This is a genomic window from Devosia sp. YR412 (assembly GCF_900110945.1).
Lineage (GTDB): Bacteria > Pseudomonadota > Alphaproteobacteria > Rhizobiales > Devosiaceae > Devosia.
The window spans coordinates 19,375-34,007 of the sequence record NZ_FOFL01000005.1 but is presented as its reverse complement, the minus strand read 5'-3'; the positions used below and the strand labels follow the sequence as shown (position 1 = coordinate 34,007).

At 62.9% G+C, this 14,633-nt stretch carries 14 protein-coding genes; 12 read left to right on the top strand and 2 right to left on the bottom strand.

The annotated features are described in order from the left end of the window. Nucleotides 1-86: 86 nt before the first annotated feature. On the bottom strand, nucleotides 87-842 hold the full coding sequence (tpiA, locus tag BM045_RS15575) for a triose-phosphate isomerase (protein ID WP_092184896.1): 756 nt from the start codon (nucleotides 840-842) through the stop codon (nucleotides 87-89). 124 nt (nucleotides 843-966) lie between these two features. Between tpiA and BM045_RS15570 the strand changes: the two genes are divergently transcribed. From BM045_RS15570 to BM045_RS15530, 9 genes are all read left to right on the top strand, one after another. After that, nucleotides 967-2,838, top strand: a complete 1,872-nt coding sequence (locus tag BM045_RS15570; protein ID WP_170848538.1) for a peptidylprolyl isomerase — start codon at nucleotides 967-969, stop codon at nucleotides 2,836-2,838. Between the two features lie 37 nt (nucleotides 2,839-2,875). Continuing rightward, the gene (gene trpE, locus BM045_RS15565) at nucleotides 2,876-4,384 is read left to right on the top strand and encodes an anthranilate synthase component I (protein ID WP_092184892.1); all 1,509 of its coding nucleotides are present in this window, start codon (nucleotides 2,876-2,878) and stop codon (nucleotides 4,382-4,384) included. An 84-nt stretch (nucleotides 4,385-4,468) separates the two neighbouring features. Further along, on the top strand, nucleotides 4,469-5,068 hold the full coding sequence (locus tag BM045_RS15560; RefSeq protein ID WP_092184890.1) for an anthranilate synthase component II: 600 nt from the start codon (nucleotides 4,469-4,471) through the stop codon (nucleotides 5,066-5,068). Continuing rightward, entirely contained in the window at nucleotides 5,068-6,084 is a 1,017-nt protein-coding gene (gene trpD / locus BM045_RS15555) for an anthranilate phosphoribosyltransferase (RefSeq protein ID WP_092184888.1), read from the top strand. Before BM045_RS15560 ends, trpD begins: the two co-directional genes overlap by 1 nt. Continuing rightward, nucleotides 6,084-6,896 (top strand): indole-3-glycerol phosphate synthase TrpC, encoded by an 813-nt coding sequence (trpC, locus tag BM045_RS15550; protein ID WP_092184885.1) that lies wholly within the window; start codon nucleotides 6,084-6,086, stop codon nucleotides 6,894-6,896. Before trpD ends, trpC begins: the two co-directional genes overlap by 1 nt. Then, nucleotides 6,896-7,369 (top strand): cyclic pyranopterin monophosphate synthase MoaC, encoded by a 474-nt coding sequence (gene moaC / locus BM045_RS15545; RefSeq protein WP_092184883.1) that lies wholly within the window; start codon nucleotides 6,896-6,898, stop codon nucleotides 7,367-7,369. The genes trpC and moaC overlap by 1 nt, the downstream gene beginning before the upstream one ends. After that, entirely contained in the window at nucleotides 7,366-8,568 is a 1,203-nt protein-coding gene (gene glp / locus BM045_RS15540; protein ID WP_210185032.1) for a molybdopterin molybdotransferase MoeA, read from the top strand. Before moaC ends, glp begins: the two co-directional genes overlap by 4 nt. 106 nt (nucleotides 8,569-8,674) lie before the next feature. Then, complete coding sequence (lexA, locus tag BM045_RS15535; protein WP_092184881.1) at nucleotides 8,675-9,391, top strand: transcriptional repressor LexA; 717 nt, start codon at nucleotides 8,675-8,677, stop codon at nucleotides 9,389-9,391. A 353-nt stretch (nucleotides 9,392-9,744) separates the two neighbouring features. Continuing rightward, nucleotides 9,745-9,951, top strand: a complete 207-nt coding sequence (locus BM045_RS15530) for a cold-shock protein (RefSeq protein ID WP_092185213.1) — start codon at nucleotides 9,745-9,747, stop codon at nucleotides 9,949-9,951. A gap of 156 nt (nucleotides 9,952-10,107) precedes the next feature. Here the strand turns inward: BM045_RS15530 and BM045_RS15525 are convergent, their stop codons facing one another. Then, complete coding sequence (locus BM045_RS15525) at nucleotides 10,108-11,916, bottom strand: IlvD/Edd family dehydratase (RefSeq protein ID WP_092184879.1); 1,809 nt, start codon at nucleotides 11,914-11,916, stop codon at nucleotides 10,108-10,110. Nucleotides 11,917-12,205: 289 nt separating this feature from the next. Between BM045_RS15525 and BM045_RS15520 the strand changes: the two genes are divergently transcribed. From BM045_RS15520 to BM045_RS15510, 3 genes are read left to right on the top strand one after another with little or no spacing between them, the layout of a single operon-like run. Beyond that, complete coding sequence (locus BM045_RS15520) at nucleotides 12,206-13,126, top strand: 2-dehydro-3-deoxygalactonokinase (RefSeq protein ID WP_170848537.1); 921 nt, start codon at nucleotides 12,206-12,208, stop codon at nucleotides 13,124-13,126. Nucleotides 13,127-13,141: 15 nt separating this feature from the next. Further along, entirely contained in the window at nucleotides 13,142-13,753 is a 612-nt protein-coding gene (locus tag BM045_RS15515) for a 2-dehydro-3-deoxy-6-phosphogalactonate aldolase (RefSeq protein WP_092184874.1), read from the top strand. Further along, nucleotides 13,750-14,628, top strand: a complete 879-nt coding sequence (locus BM045_RS15510) for an SMP-30/gluconolactonase/LRE family protein (RefSeq protein ID WP_092184872.1) — start codon at nucleotides 13,750-13,752, stop codon at nucleotides 14,626-14,628. Before BM045_RS15515 ends, BM045_RS15510 begins: the two co-directional genes overlap by 4 nt. The last annotated feature ends 5 nt before the right edge of the window (nucleotides 14,629-14,633 follow it).

The following is a 14,633-nucleotide window of genomic DNA, read 5'->3' as shown; positions in this document are numbered from 1 at the left end:
AAAAGATGGCGCGTCTTACACGCCTCGCACCGCAAAGCCAAGGGCCAGCCGGAATTTCCGGCCGGCCAAAGGCCTCGCGTCACAAATTACACCGCGGAGATAATGGTGTAAAAGTCCTTTGCCAAGAGGCTGGCGCCGCCGACGAGGCCGCCATTGACGTTTTCCACCTGGAGAATTTCACGCGCGTTCTGCGGCTTGAGCGACCCACCATAGAGAATGTGGATAGCGGCACCCTTGTCGCCAAAGCGGTCCACCAGCTGGCGGCGGATGGAATTGTGCATCTGGGCGATATCATCATTGCTTGGTGTGCGGCCGGTGCCGATGGCCCAGACTGGCTCATAGGCGACGATCACGTCATGCTGCTCGGCGGCGTCGGGAATCGAGCCGGCCAGCTGGGTCGCGACGACGGAATCAGCCTTGCCGCCATCGCGCTCGGCTTCGGTTTCACCCACGCAGATGATCGGCTTGAGGCCGGCACCAATGGCGGCTTCGGCCTTGGCGCGAACCTGTTCGTCGGTCTCGGCATGATTGGCGCGGCGTTCGGAATGGCCGACAATCACATATTGTGCGCCGGCATCGGCCAGCATCGGGGCAGAGAGATCGCCGGTGTGCGCACCGGAAGCATTGGCGTGGCAATCCTGGCCACCGGCCAGAATACCGGCGCTGGCGCCTTGGCGGGCAACGGCAGCAAGAATGGTCGCGGGTGGGCAGATGACGACCAGCGCCTTTGGAGCTTCACCGGTGGTGAGCATGCCTGCAAGCGCTGTCAGCTCGTCGAGAGAGCCCCGCAGCCCGTTCATTTTCCAGTTGCCTGCGATCAGCGGCGTAATCGTCGTTGTCACTCTTTGCTCCTACTGCCTCTTGCACCGGGGCTGGCTTTGCCCTAACCCCGGCTGTCAAAATGGATTACTAGTGCCCTGCCGCTATTGCGGTAAAGCCTTGTGTTGCCCAACGGGAACGTCTCAGATGCTCGATAGTTTGCGTGTTTTTGCAAAATCCTGGCCCGGTAAGATCATGGGCGGTTTCCTGCTCGTGGGTATTGCCGGCTTTGGCATCAACAATGTCATCACCGATCTGGGCAGCAATACCGTAGCCCGAGTCGGCAATGAAGAAATCAATTCGCGCACTTTCCTGCGCGCTTACCAGAACCAGTTGAACCAGGTCGCCCAGCAGATCGGCTCGTTCCCGACTGCCGAGGAAGCCGTCAACCTGGGCGTGCCCTCGATGGTGCTGCAGAACCTGGCGCAGGATGCGGCGCTCGATCAGGTGGCCGACAATTTCGGTCTCGGCGTTTCCGAAGATCAGCTCAGCAAGATGCTGCGTGCCGATCCGTCGTTCCAGAATGCGCTGGGCGTGTTCGACGCTTCGAGCTTCAACCAGGTGCTGCAGGCCAGCGGCTTGACCGAGGCTGAATATTTCGAGGACCAGAGCGAAGCGGCCAAGCGCCAGCAGCTGATCCTCAGCCTCTTTGGCGACACCAAGCTGCCGGAAACGGCGTCGAGCCTGGTCAATCGCTATTCTGCCGACCAGCGCACCATCGACTATTTCGTGCTGGGCGAGACCAATATCGAGACCCCGGCGGCGCCGACCGAAGAGGAACTAGCCGCTTACCTGACCGAGCATCAAGCCGAGTTCCGCACCGTCGAGACGCGCACTGTGCAGATGCTGCGCCTCACCGCCGCGGACCTCGCTGCCAGCAAGACCTTCACCGATGACGAGGTTGCCGCCGAATTCGAGCGCACCAAGGCCAACCTGGTGCAGGCCGAGCGTCGTACCATCCAGCAGGTCGTGCTCAATGACGAACAGGTTGCCGCCTTCCAGGCCGGCCTGACCGCCGGCACGCCGTTCGAAACCCTTGTCGCCGACGCCGGCCTGACCGCGACCGATCTCGGCAGCCTGACCCAGGCACAGATCACAGATACCAATCTCGCGACCGCTGCCTTTGGCGTTGCGCAGGGTGGCTTTGTCATCATCCCGGGCATTGGCGGCCAGCGCGCCGTGCATGTTTCGGCCGTGGAAGGTGGCGGCGAGCCGACGCTCGAAGCCTCGCGCGATCAGATCATCCAGAACCTTGGCCTCGCCGCAGCGCGGACCGAACTGGCCGAAGTGCAGGACCAGATCGAAGAGCTGCGTGCCGCATTCCGCCCGCTGAGCGAAATCGCTGCCCGCTTCAACCTCGACCTTTATGAAGCTAATGTCACCGCCAGCGGCGCCGAACTCAGCGTAATCCCGGACCTGACGCCGGAAGATCAGCCCCGCGTGACGCAGGCGATCCTCCGCGCCACCGAAGGCGCGCTGACGCCGGCCATTACCCTGGCCGGCAATGGCAACCTGTGGTTCGACCTCAATGCGATCGAGCCGGCCCGCGACCAGACGCTGGACGAAGTGCGCGACGAGGTCGTCACCGCTCTCACCACCGAGCGTACCAACAACGCCATCCTTGCTGCCCAGGCCGAGGCGGTCAGCCGTCTCGATGCCGGTGAGGCGATTGCCGATGTGGCGCTTTCCTATACGGTCTTCCCGCAGATCAGCCCGCCCTTCACCCGCTTCGGCTCCGAGGACGGCACGGTCGACGCTGCCGTCGCTTCGGCCGCCTTTGCCGGTGGCGCCGATCACCACGGTTCGGTGGTGGCACAGGATGGTACCTTCATCGTCTTCCAGGTGACCGGCGTAACCGCTGCCGAAGGCCCGCTGGCCAAGCCGGCCAATGACAGTCTCGAAAACGAGCAGCGCATCGGCATCTATGGCGACTTCGTCACCGCAGTGCGCGACGATGCCGGCCTCCGCATCAACCAGCAGGCGCTCAGCGACGCGCTGGCACTCAATACCGGCCTGTAACCACAGGCCGCCCACCTCCAAAACTGGACACCACACGATGGCCGACGACGTCTTTCAGCGCTTCTCCGAGCAATATGACGCTGGAAAGTCGCAGATCGTATGGCGTCGCATCGTGGCGGATCTGGAAACGCCGGTCGGCACCTATCTGAAACTCGCAGCAGGTCGGAAGAACACCTACCTGCTCGAATCGGTGCAGGACGGCGCCATCCGCGGCCGCTATTCGATCATCGGCACCCAGCCCGACGTGATCCTCAAGGTCGAACGCGGCACCGCTTCGATCAACCGCTCTGCCCATATCGACGACACGGCATTCGAGCCCGTCGCCGAGCTGCCGCTCGATGCCTTGCGCAATCTGGTCGCCGACAGCAAGATCGACGTGCCGACCGGACTGCCGCCGCAATCGGCCGGCATCTATGGCTATCTTGGCTATGAAATGGTTCGCTATATGGAAGTGCTGCCCGACAGCAATCCGGACCATCTGCAGACCCCCGAAGCCGTGCTGATGCGCCCGTCGCTCTTGGCGATCTTCGATACGCTCAAGGACGAACTTTATCTCACCGCCCCGGTCTATGTCCGCGACGGCGTCTCCGGCCGCCAGGCCTATGAAGCCGCCGAAGCCCGCATCGACGATGCCATTGCCCGGCTCAGCCAGGCCATGCCGGCAACACCCGCCCTGCCCGACCTCGCTTCCATTGCCATCACCAGCAACACGTCGAAAGACGAGTATTTCGGCATGGTGGCAAAGGCCAAGGATTACATCACGGCCGGCGACATTTTCCAGGTCGTGCTGAGCCAGCGTTTCGAGGCTGAGTTCACCCTGCCCCCGACCGCGCTCTATCGCGCGCTGCGCCGGACCAATCCCAGCCCGTACATGTATTTCCTCGACTTCGGCGATTTTGCCGTTGCCGGGTCTTCACCGGAAATCCTCGTCCGGGTACAGGATGGTGAAGTCACCATTCGGCCGATCGCCGGCACCCGCAAACGCGGCGCGACGCCGACGCGGGACCAGGAACTGGCGGCTGAACTGCTGTCAGACCCCAAGGAACTGGCCGAACACCTGATGCTGCTCGACCTCGGCCGCAACGACGTCGGCCGCGTCGCCAAGACCGGCACGGTCAAGGTGACCGACAAGTTCTTCCTCGAATATTATTCCCACGTCATGCACATTGTCTCCAATGTGGTCGGCGTGCTCGACCCGAAATATGACTTCGTCGACGCCCTCTCGGCCGGCTTTCCGGCCGGCACGGTGTCCGGCGCCCCAAAGGTGCGGGCGATGGAGATCATCGACGAGCTGGAAAAATCCAAGCGCGGCATCTATGGCGGCTGCGTCGGCTATTTCAGCGCCGATGGCACGATGGACACCTGCATCGTGCTGCGCACCGCCATTGTGAAAGATGGCAAGCTCTATGCCCAGGCCGGCGCCGGCATTGTTGCCGACTCGGTACCGGCGCTCGAGCATATGGAATGCGAAAACAAGGCCCGCGCCCTTTTCAGCGCCGCCGAGGAAGCGCTACGCTATGCCGGCGAGGCGAGGATCGGGCAATGATGGCGCAGATCACCAATCAACATCGATGGCGGACGTGGTTCTGAACACCGAACCCGTTGCCCCATAGAAGCGCTGGAGCCAGATATGACCCGCACGCTCGTCATCGATAACTACGACAGCTTTACCTACAATCTCGTCCATTTCCTGGGCGAGTTGGGCGCCGACATTACCGTCGTGCGCAATGACAAGATCACCCTCGACGAAGTGGCCGCCATGGCCCCCGAGGCCGTGCTGCTGTCGCCCGGCCCGGCGACGCCCAATGAGGCCGGCATCTGCCTCGGCCTGATCGAGCGGTTTGCCGCGACCACGCCAATCCTCGGCGTCTGCCTCGGCCATCAGGCCATCGGCCAGGCCATGGGCGGCGATGTCATCCGGGCACCGCATCTGATGCATGGCAAGACCTCCAAGATCCGCCACAGTGGCCAGGGCCTGTTCCGTGGCCTCAACAATGATTTCGAGGCGACGCGCTATCATTCGCTGATCGTGCAGCAGGATACGCTTCCAACTGTTCTGGAAGTGACAGCAACGACCGATGACGGCCTGATCATGGGAATGCAGCACAAGACCCTGCCGGTACATGGCGTGCAGTTCCATCCCGAGAGCATTGCCTCGGAAAACGGCCACGCCCTCTTGCAGAATTTCCTCAACATCGCCCGCGACTTCAACGCCCGGAAGGCCGCGTGATGGATATCAAGCAGGCTCTCAACAAGATCGCCGACCGCAAGGATCTCACCGGCGAGGAAATGCGCTCGGTCATGCGCATCATCATGGCCGGCGAAGCCACGCCGAGCCAGATCGGCGCCTTCCTGATGGGCATGCGCATCAAGGGTGAAAGCGTCGGCGAGATTGCCGCCGCCGTTTCGATCCTGCGCGAGCAGATGGTGCCGGTCGTCGCGCCGGAAGATGCCATCGACATCGTCGGCACCGGCGGCGACGGGATCGGCAGCCTCAATATTTCGACGGCCACGGCGATCGTCGTGGCGGCAGCCGGCGTGCCGGTAGCCAAGCATGGCAACAAGGCACTGTCCTCCAAGTCAGGCTCCTCGCAGGCGCTTGAAGCCCTCGGCGTCAAGCTCGACCTGACGCCCGAACAGATCGGCAAGACCATTGCCGATGCCGGCATCGGCTTCATGTTCGCGCCCAGCCACCACCCCGCCATGCGCCATGTCGGCCCGGCGCGCAGCGAAATGGGTGTCCGCACCCTGTTCAACCTGCTCGGCCCGCAGTCCAACCCGGCCGGCGTCCGCCGTTACTTGCTCGGCGTCTATTCCCAGCAATGGGTCGAGCCGGTCGCCGCGGCGCTGCTCGCAAACCGCGCCATCAAGGCTTGGGTGGTCCATTCCAGCGAAGGTCTCGACGAGCTCTCGACATCGGGGCCCAATTTCGTTGCCCAGATTGCCAATGGCGATCTGCGCAGCTTCGAACTACATCCCGAACAGGTCGGCCTCAAGCTGACCGATCCGAAAGACCTGCTCGGCGGCGAGCCGTCCGACAATGCTGCGGCTATCGTCGCATTGTTTGATGGGGCGCCGGGCGCCTATCGTGAGACCGTGCTGCTCAATGCTGGCGCGGCGCTCCTGGTGGCCGACAAGGTCACAACCATCGAAGACGGCATTGCCCTGGCGCGCGACACCATCGACACCGGGAAGGCCAAACAGACACTCGCCCGTCTCGTGGCGGTATCGAACGGACGCGATTGATGAGCGATATTCTCCAGCAGATCGAAGCCTATAAGCGCGAGGAAATCGCTGCCGCCAAGGCCATGCGGCCCTGGGCCGAAGTGGTGGCCCAGGCGCATGACCAGCCCGCGCCACGCGGTTTCGTCAAATCCATCAAGGCCAAGCGCGCCGCCGGCAAATATGCGCTGATTGCCGAGGTGAAGAAGGCCAGCCCCTCCAAGGGCCTGATCCGCGCCGACTTCAACCCGGCCGAAATCGCCCGCGCCTATGAATCGGCCGGTGCTGCCTGTCTTTCTGTCCTCACCGACCGTCCAAGCTTTCAGGGGTCGCCCAGCTATCTGATCGAGGCCCGCGCCGCGACCAACCTGCCGGTGCTGCGCAAGGACTTTCTGTTCGAGACCTATCAGGTCGCCGAAGCCCGCGCCTGGGGCGCCGATTGCATTCTGATCATCCTTGCCGCCGTCGGCGACGACGTCGCCCGCTACCTGCTCGATGCCGCCGAGGAATGGGGCATGGATGCGCTGGTGGAAGTGCATGACCAGCTCGAGCTCGACCGTGCGCTGGCGCTGGGCGCGCCCTTCATCGGCATCAACAACCGCAACCTGCGCACCTTCGAGACGACGCTCGAAACGTCGGTCAACCTCGCTATCGGTGTGCCCGCGGGCACGTTGCTGGTCAGCGAGAGCGGCATCGTCAACCACGACCATGTCGTGATGCTGGACCAGCGCGCCAATATCGGCACCTTCCTCGTCGGTGAATCGCTGATGCGCCAGGACGACGTCGCGGCCGCCACCCGCGCGCTGCTGATGGGTGCCGCCGAGACGGTGCGCTGATGACGGGCGGCCTCACCCACCTCAACGAGCGGGGCGAGGCCCATATCGTCGATATCGGTGACAAAGCGGTTACCCGTCGGCGAGCCGTGGCGCAGGCCAGAATTCTCGGTAAGCCGGAGACGATCAGCACGATTCTCGGTGGCGGGTTGAAAAAGGGCGATGCGCTGGCCGTGGCCCGTATTGCAGGCATCATGGCGGCCAAGAAGACCGCCGAGCTGATCCCGCTGTGCCATCCAATTCCGCTGACCAAGGTCAGCGTCGAGATCGAGGGTGATGGCGACGCCGCTATTCTGATCCAGGCACTTGCCGAGACCACCGGCCAGACCGGCGTAGAGATGGAAGCGCTGGTCGCAGCGTCGACGGCGGCCCTGACGCTCTATGACATGGCCAAGGCCATCGACCGCGCCATGACCATTACCGATATCTGTCTGCTGGAAAAATCCGGCGGCAAGTCCGGCGATTTTTCCCGGTGAGCCTGCTTCCCGTCGATGACGCCATTGCTGCGATCCTCAAGCGCGTGCCCGCGCCGATGTCGGAAACTGTGACGCTTTCTGATGCGGCCGGCCGCGTGCTGCTCAAGCTCGTTATTGCCACCCATGACCAGCCGCCCTTCAATGCCAGCGCCATGGACGGCTATGCCATGCGTGCAAGCGATGTCGTGGACGGCCAGCGGCTAAAGCTCGTCGGCATGTCGCAGGCCGGCGCCGGCTTTTCCGGCACGCTTGGCTCTGGCGAGGCCGTGCGCATCTTTACCGGGGCGCCCGTACCGTCAGGCGCCGATACGGTGATCATGCAGGAAGAAGCCATTGCCGATGGCGACTTTGTCTCCTTTACCACCCCTGCCCGGCTCGGCCATAGCATCCGCCCCTTGGGCAATGATTTTGCCCGCGGGCAGTCGCTGATCGAGCCCGGTGTCCGTCTGGCGCCAATGCAACTCGCCGTTGCCGCCGCCGCCAATGCTGCGACGCTGGAAGTGGCCAGGCGCCCGCGCGTCAGCCTCTTGGCGACCGGCGATGAACTGGTACTGCCCGGCTCGTCGCTGGGCGCTGACCAGATCGTCGCCTCCAACAGCTTTGGCCTCCGTCCAATGCTGATTCCTTATGCAGAAAGCGTTGTGGATCACGGCATCGCCCGCGACACGCGCGAAGACCTAAGGGCCAAGCTGGACGAGGTCTTTGCCAGCGCCCCGGACATCGTCATCACCACCGGCGGCGCCAGCGTCGGCGATCACGACATCGTCCAGGACATCCTGCTCGATCTCGGCGTGACGCTCGATTTCTGGAAGATCAACATGCGCCCCGGCAAGCCGCTGATGTTCGGCACGCGCGGCAGGACGCTGGTGTTCGGTCTGCCCGGCAATCCGGTTTCGGCCATGGTCACCGCCATGGTGTTCATCCGCCCGGCCCTGCGGAAATGGCTCGGCTATCCAGAACCCGCGCTCTGGCGCCTGCCTCTCGCCGCACCGACGCCGCCCAATACCGCCCGCCGCCACTTCATGCGCGCGCAACTGCTGCACACGCCGACCGGCCCGCAGCTCCTGGCGATATCGCAGACCGATAGCGGCCATACCTCGTCGCTAGCCCAGGCCGACATGTTGATCGTCCAGCCCGAACACGACCCCGGCCAAGCCATGGGCAGCATTGTGGAAGCCATTCCGCTCGACCACTTTTGAGCGCTGACAGCGCCAATACTGTGAATTTGCGCAGGGATATTGCAGAACATAACTAGAACACGTATGGTCGTTCTGCCTACGTTCCGATTCTCTCCCCGAGGGGCCCATGCTCACGCGCAAACAACACGAGCTGCTGATGTTCATCCACGAACGGATGAAGGAAAGCGGCATCCCGCCATCATTTGACGAAATGAAGGATGCGCTCGACCTGGCATCCAAGTCGGGCATTCACCGCCTGATCACGGCGCTGGAAGAGCGCGGCTTCATCCGCCGCCTGCCCAATCGGGCGCGGGCGCTGGAAGTGGTGAAGCTCCCCGATTCGATGAACCCCTCGCTTGGCGGCCGCAAGGCGCGCTTTGAGCCATCGGTGATCGAAGGCAGTCTCGGCAAGGTTGCGGCGCCGGTGTCGCGGGCGATGACGGTGCAGGAAGATTATGCGCGGCCGATCTCCATTCCGGTCATGGGTCGCATCGCCGCCGGTACGCCGATCGAGGCGATCCAGACCCATTCCCACACCATCATGGTGCCGCCCGAAATGCTGGGGGCTGGCGAGCATTATGCGCTCGAAGTGCGCGGCGACTCGATGATCGATGCCGGCATTTTCGATGGCGACACGGTTCTCATCAAGAAGCAGGATCAGGCCTCCACAGGCGAGATCATCGTGGCCTTGGTCGATGACGAAGAAGCCACCCTCAAGCGCCTGCGCCGCAAGGGCAATACGGTAGCGCTGGAAGCCGCCAATCCGGCCTATGAGACCCGTATCTTCCCGCCAGACCGCGTCAAGGTGCAGGGCCGTCTGGTCGGCCTGTTACGGAAATACTGAACGTTACTGTCAGTCCTCCATGCCCGGCTCTGTTGCGCTTACCCGCAGCAGGGCCGTTGTGTTTTGAGCTGGACGCTTCCACCCGCACTTGCTTGCCGGAGCGGACTTTTTGCCAGTGTTCGCAATGACTTTCCTTGGCGTCGGGGCAGAACGCAAAAGTCATTGCTAGACAAGACCTTGCAGACGGCTTCGTTCCGTGCCACATATGTCTCATACGTTTTCAGCCTAAGTCGGCTGCCTAATGCCGGTTCGCCGGACCGTGGCTTCCTTCTCGACCATGCGAACGTTATGTCCCTTTGGCGTGTTGCCACTGGATAACCGCTCGTTTCGAGCAAAAGGATACTATCATGGCCCTGATCACCGGCACCGTTAAGTTCTTCAACACCACCAAGGGCTTCGGCTTCATTTCGCCTGAAAATGGCGGCAAGGATGCCTTCGTCCACATCTCCGCCGTTCAGCGTTCGGGCCTGCAGGGCCTGTACGAAAACGACAAGGTGACCTACGAGCTCGAGACCGGCCGCGACGGCAAGGAATCGGCAACCAACCTGACCCTGCTCTAGTCTTTCTAGAACTGGCGAGCGCGCTTCGGCGCTGCTCGGTTAAGGCCACCGCGATCCGTCGCGGTGGCCTTTTCTTTTGGCCTTTGGCATCCGACCAATCCGACAAACAAAAAGGCCCGCCAGGGGGCGGGCCTTTCGTAACAAGATCGTTGCCGATCAATGGTTGTCGCGCGGAATGCCATTGGTCTGGGCGATGCGCTGGTACTTTTCGGCGGGCTTGAGGATAGCGCCGTCGCCGAGCTGGCCGACGATACCGCGCTGGATTTCCTGCCAAGGGGTCTGGTGCTTGGGGAACTTGTAGCCGCCCGAGGCTTCCAGGGCCGCGCGACGGGTAGCGATTTCCTCGTCCGAGATCAGGATATTGGCCTGGCCGAGGTTGAGGTCGATACGCACGCGATCGCCGGTCTTGAGGATAGCGAGATTGCCGCCCGCTGCCGCTTCCGGGGAAGCGTTGAGGATCGAGGGCGAACCCGAAGTGCCGGACTGGCGACCGTCACCGATGCAGGCCAGCGCATGGATGCCCTTCTTGATCAGGTAAGCCGGTGGCCGCATGTTGACCACTTCCGCCGCGCCCGGATAGCCGATCGGGCCAGCACCGCGCATGAACAGCAGGGTGTTTTCGTCGATCTCGAGCGAGGGATCGTCGATCCGGTGGTGATAATCCTCAGGACCATCGAACACCACGGCCTTGCCCTCGAAGGCGCCGGGGCTAGCCGGGTTGTTGAGGTATCGATCGCGGAACTCGGTGGAGATCACGCTGGTCTTCATGATGGCATTGTCGAACAGGTTGCCGCGCAGCACGAGGAAGCCCGCATCGGTCTTGAGCGGATTGTCGAAGCGGCGGATGACCTTGTCGTCCTGGATCGTCGTGTTGCGGCAGTTCTCGCCAATGGTCTTGCCGTTGACCGTCGGCGCGTTCTCGCGGATCAGGCCCTGGCTCATCAGCTCGTTGACCACGGCCGGCACGCCGCCGGCATGGTAATAGTCTTCGCCCAGATATTCGCCGGCCGGCTGCAGGTTGACCAGCAGCGGCACCTTGTGGCCATGGGTCTGGAAGTCCTGCAGTTCGAGTTCCACACCGATATGCTTGGCGATGGCCTGGATATGGATCGGCGCATTGGTCGAGCCACCGATCGCCGAATTGACGACGATGGTGTTGATGAAATTGTCCTTGGTCAGGATGTCCGAGGGCCTCAGGTCCTCATGCACCATGTCGACGATGCGCTTGCCGGTGCGATAGGCCATTTCCTGACGGTCGCGATAGGGCGCCGGAATGGCGGCCGAACCCGGCAGCTGCATGCCCAGCGACTCGGCCAGCGAGTTCATCGTGGTGGCGGTGCCCATGGTGTTGCAATAGCCGGTCGAGGGAGCCGACGACGCCACCAGTTCGATGAACTGGGCATAGTCGATTTCGCCGGCCGCCATCATCTGGCGCGCCTTCCAGACGATCGTACCCGAACCGGTGCGCTCGCCCTTGTGCCAGCCATTCAGCATGGGCCCAACCGACAGCGCGATCGCCGGAATATTCACCGTCGCCGCACCCATCAGCATGGCCGGAGTGGTCTTGTCGCAGCCGATGGTGAGCACCACGCCATCCAACGGATAGCCATAGAGCACTTCCACCAGGCCAAGATAGGCCAGGTTACGGTCAAGGCCGGCGGTCGGGCGCTTGCCGGTTTCTTGGATCGGATGCACCGGGAATTCGATGGCAATGCCACCGGCTTCACGGATGCCTTCACGCACGCGCTCGGCCAGGACGATGTGATGACGGTTGCAGGGGCTGAGGTCCGAGCCGGTCTGGGCAATGCCGATGATCGGCTTATCCGACTGCAGCTCTTCGCGCGACACGCCGAAATTCATGTAGCGCTCGAGATAGAGCGCGGTCATGTCCGGATTGTCCGGATTGTCGAACCAGGCGCGCGAACGCAGTTTCTTGGGGGCCGAACCGGCGTTGTCTGCCGTCATGTGATGTTCCTCTTGAGACCGCGTGCGCGTGCCCGCGTTTGGAGTCGTTCTAACATGCAAACAGCCGCTGTGAATGCCCTTCGCAAGAAAAAATCATACAAATGAAGGCCGTGATGAATTTGCCACCAAGGACCTTCCTCAACGCGCTGAAAATCTTACCAAACGAGGGGACCAAATCCGGTGATAGGCGCAGGTGTGCGCCACCGCGCTGACCACAGAATCGTACTGGCTGAAACGCAAGCCAGCCATTAGGGTCCGCCGCGACAGACTGCGCGGTGAGGATTTTTTCGTGACTGAGAGCGTTGATTGGGTTGCCGTGGACTGGGGGACATCCAACCTCCGCGGCTGGGGCATTGGCCCCGATGGTGCAGCGGTGTTCGAAAAGGCATCGCCCAAAGGCATGGGCAAGCTGACGCGCGAGGAGTTTCCCGCAGCGCTGGCCGAATTGCTCGAGGGTGTGACGGCAAACCGCTCCGGCCCGCTGGAGGTTCTGATTTGCGGCATGGCCGGCGCCCGCCAGGGCTGGCTTGAAGCCCCCTATCTCGAAGCCCCGACCGATCTGCGCGGCCTGCTTGAAGGCGCGGTGCATCCAGACATGGGCGACAGCGCCATTCGCGCGTCGATCCTGCCCGGCGTTTGCCAGAAGGCCGGCGCCGACAATGTGATGCGCGGCGAGGAAACCCAGTTGCTGGGTCTGGCAGCGCTGCATCCAAACTATTCCGGCATGGTCTGCATGCCCGGCACCCATTCAAAATGGGCCCAGCTCTCGGGCACCCGCATCGAGCATTTTTCCACGGCGATGACCGGGGAAATGTTCGAACTGCTGCGCACCCATTCCGTGCTGCGCCATTCACTGGGTGGCGATCTCGATGGCCCCGGCCGTGCCGAAGGCTTTGTGGCCGGCGCCGAAGCGGGCCTCGCCCATCCCGAGCAATTGCTCGGCACGCTGTTCCAGGTCCGCGCCTCGTCGCTGCTCTCGGGCCGCCAGCCCGACTGGTGCGCCGGCTTTCTCTCCGGCCTGTTGATCGGCACCGAAGTGGGCAGCAACCGTCATCTGATCGGCGAGGCGCCTGTGCCATTGATCGGCGCGCCGGCCCTCTGCGCACTCTATGCGCAGGTGCTGGCCATGGCCGCCGCCAGCGGCGCCCCCCAGGATGCCACCGAAATCGTGCTCGCCGGCCTCAAGGCCGCGCGCAGCTTTGCCGTCTAGACCGGAGTAGACCCTATGGAACACCGCCACATCATCGCCATCCTGCGTGGCATCACTCCGCCCGAAACCGTCGATGTCTGCCAGGCGCTGATCGCCGCCGGCATCACCATGATCGAAGTGCCGCTCAATTCGCCCGACGCCTTGACCTCCATTGCGCTGGCTTCCAATTCCTTGAGCGAACAGGCGGCCATCGGGGCCGGCACCGTGCTGACCAAGAAGCAGGTCTGGGCCGTGTCCGATGCCGGCGGCACGTTCGTCGTCTCGCCCGACACCAACAAGCAGGTGATCGAGGAAACCGTCCGGCTGCAGATGCTGTCCTATCCCGGCGTCTTCACCCCAAGCGACTGCTTCCGCGCCATCAAGGCCGGCGCGACGGGGCTGAAATTCTTCCCGGCAGAAGTGCTCGGCCCCAAGGGCATCAAGGCGATCAAGGCGGTGCTGCCGCCCGAGCTGCCGATCTATGCCGTGGGCGGCGCCAATCCGGACAATTTCAACGACTATTTCGACGTCGGCTGCACCGGCTTTGGCCTCGGTACTTATATCTACAAGCCGGGCATGAGTGCCGCCGACGTGGCCGAACGCGCCAAGACTGCCGTCGCCGCCTATGACGCAGGAAAAGCCCGATGAGCCAGACCGCCCGTCTCCTGCTCGATTCGCAGTGCCAGCTCGGCGAAGGCCCGATCTGGCATCCCGGCCGCCAGCAGCTGTTCTTCTTCGACATCAACGAGCAGACGCTGTTTGCCGTCACCGACAAGGGCGAAGTGGTCGATAGCTGGCTGTTCAACGAGATCGTCTCGGCCGCCGCCATCGTCGACAACGACACCTTGGCCCTGCTTACCGACACTGGCCTCAAGCATTTCGATATCGGCACCGGCGGCATGAACCGGATCAACGAGATCGAGGCCGACAAGCCGGGAACGCGTGGCAATGACAGCCGCGTGCATCCCTCCGGAGCCTTCTGGATCGGCACCATGGATCGCACTGAGGAAGAGGGCCCGATCGGCGCGCTCTATCACTATCGCGCTGGTGAGCTGACCACGCTAAAAACCGGCGCCAGGGTGCCCAATGCCACCTGCTTCTCGCCTGATGGCAAGATTGCTTACTGGACCGACACGCCGACCAAGAAGATCATGCAGGTGGCAACCGATCCCGCCACCGGCCTACCGGTTGGCGAGTGGACGGTGTTTGCCGACGTCTCCGAAGGCCGCGGCTATCCCGATGGTGCGGTTGTCGATAGCGAGGGCTATCTCTGGAACGCCAAATGGGGCGGCTCCTGCGTGGTGCGCCATGCGCCGGACGGCTCCATCGACCGGATCGTCGAAGTTCCAGTCAGCCAGGTCACCTGCCCTGCCTTTGGCGGACCGGATTTGAAGACCCTTTTCATCACCACGGCTGCCAAGAATCTCACCGACATACAGCTTGCATCTGAAAAACATGCAGGCAGTTTGTTCGTTGTGGATCTCGACATCGCCGGCCAGCCTGAAACGCTCATCACCCTCTGAGACTT

Excerpts from the sequence above, each read along its gene's own strand:
- BM045_RS15570 (WP_170848538.1), top strand. The coding sequence starts at position 967 with ATGCTCGATAGTTTGCGTGTTTTTGCAAAATCCTGGCCCGGTAAGATC.
- trpE (WP_092184892.1), top strand. The coding sequence starts at position 2,876 with ATGGCCGACGACGTCTTTCAGCGCTTCTCCGAGCAATATGACGCTGGA.
- BM045_RS15560 (WP_092184890.1), top strand. The coding sequence starts at position 4,469 with ATGACCCGCACGCTCGTCATCGATAACTACGACAGCTTTACCTACAAT.
- trpD (WP_092184888.1), top strand. The coding sequence starts at position 5,068 with ATGGATATCAAGCAGGCTCTCAACAAGATCGCCGACCGCAAGGATCTC.
- trpC (WP_092184885.1), top strand. The coding sequence starts at position 6,084 with ATGAGCGATATTCTCCAGCAGATCGAAGCCTATAAGCGCGAGGAAATC.
- moaC (WP_092184883.1), top strand. The coding sequence starts at position 6,896 with ATGACGGGCGGCCTCACCCACCTCAACGAGCGGGGCGAGGCCCATATC.
- lexA (WP_092184881.1), top strand. The coding sequence starts at position 8,675 with ATGCTCACGCGCAAACAACACGAGCTGCTGATGTTCATCCACGAACGG.
- BM045_RS15525 (WP_092184879.1), bottom strand. The coding sequence starts at position 11,916 with ATGACGGCAGACAACGCCGGTTCGGCCCCCAAGAAACTGCGTTCGCGC.
- BM045_RS15515 (WP_092184874.1), top strand. The coding sequence starts at position 13,142 with ATGGAACACCGCCACATCATCGCCATCCTGCGTGGCATCACTCCGCCC.
- BM045_RS15510 (WP_092184872.1), top strand. The coding sequence starts at position 13,750 with ATGAGCCAGACCGCCCGTCTCCTGCTCGATTCGCAGTGCCAGCTCGGC.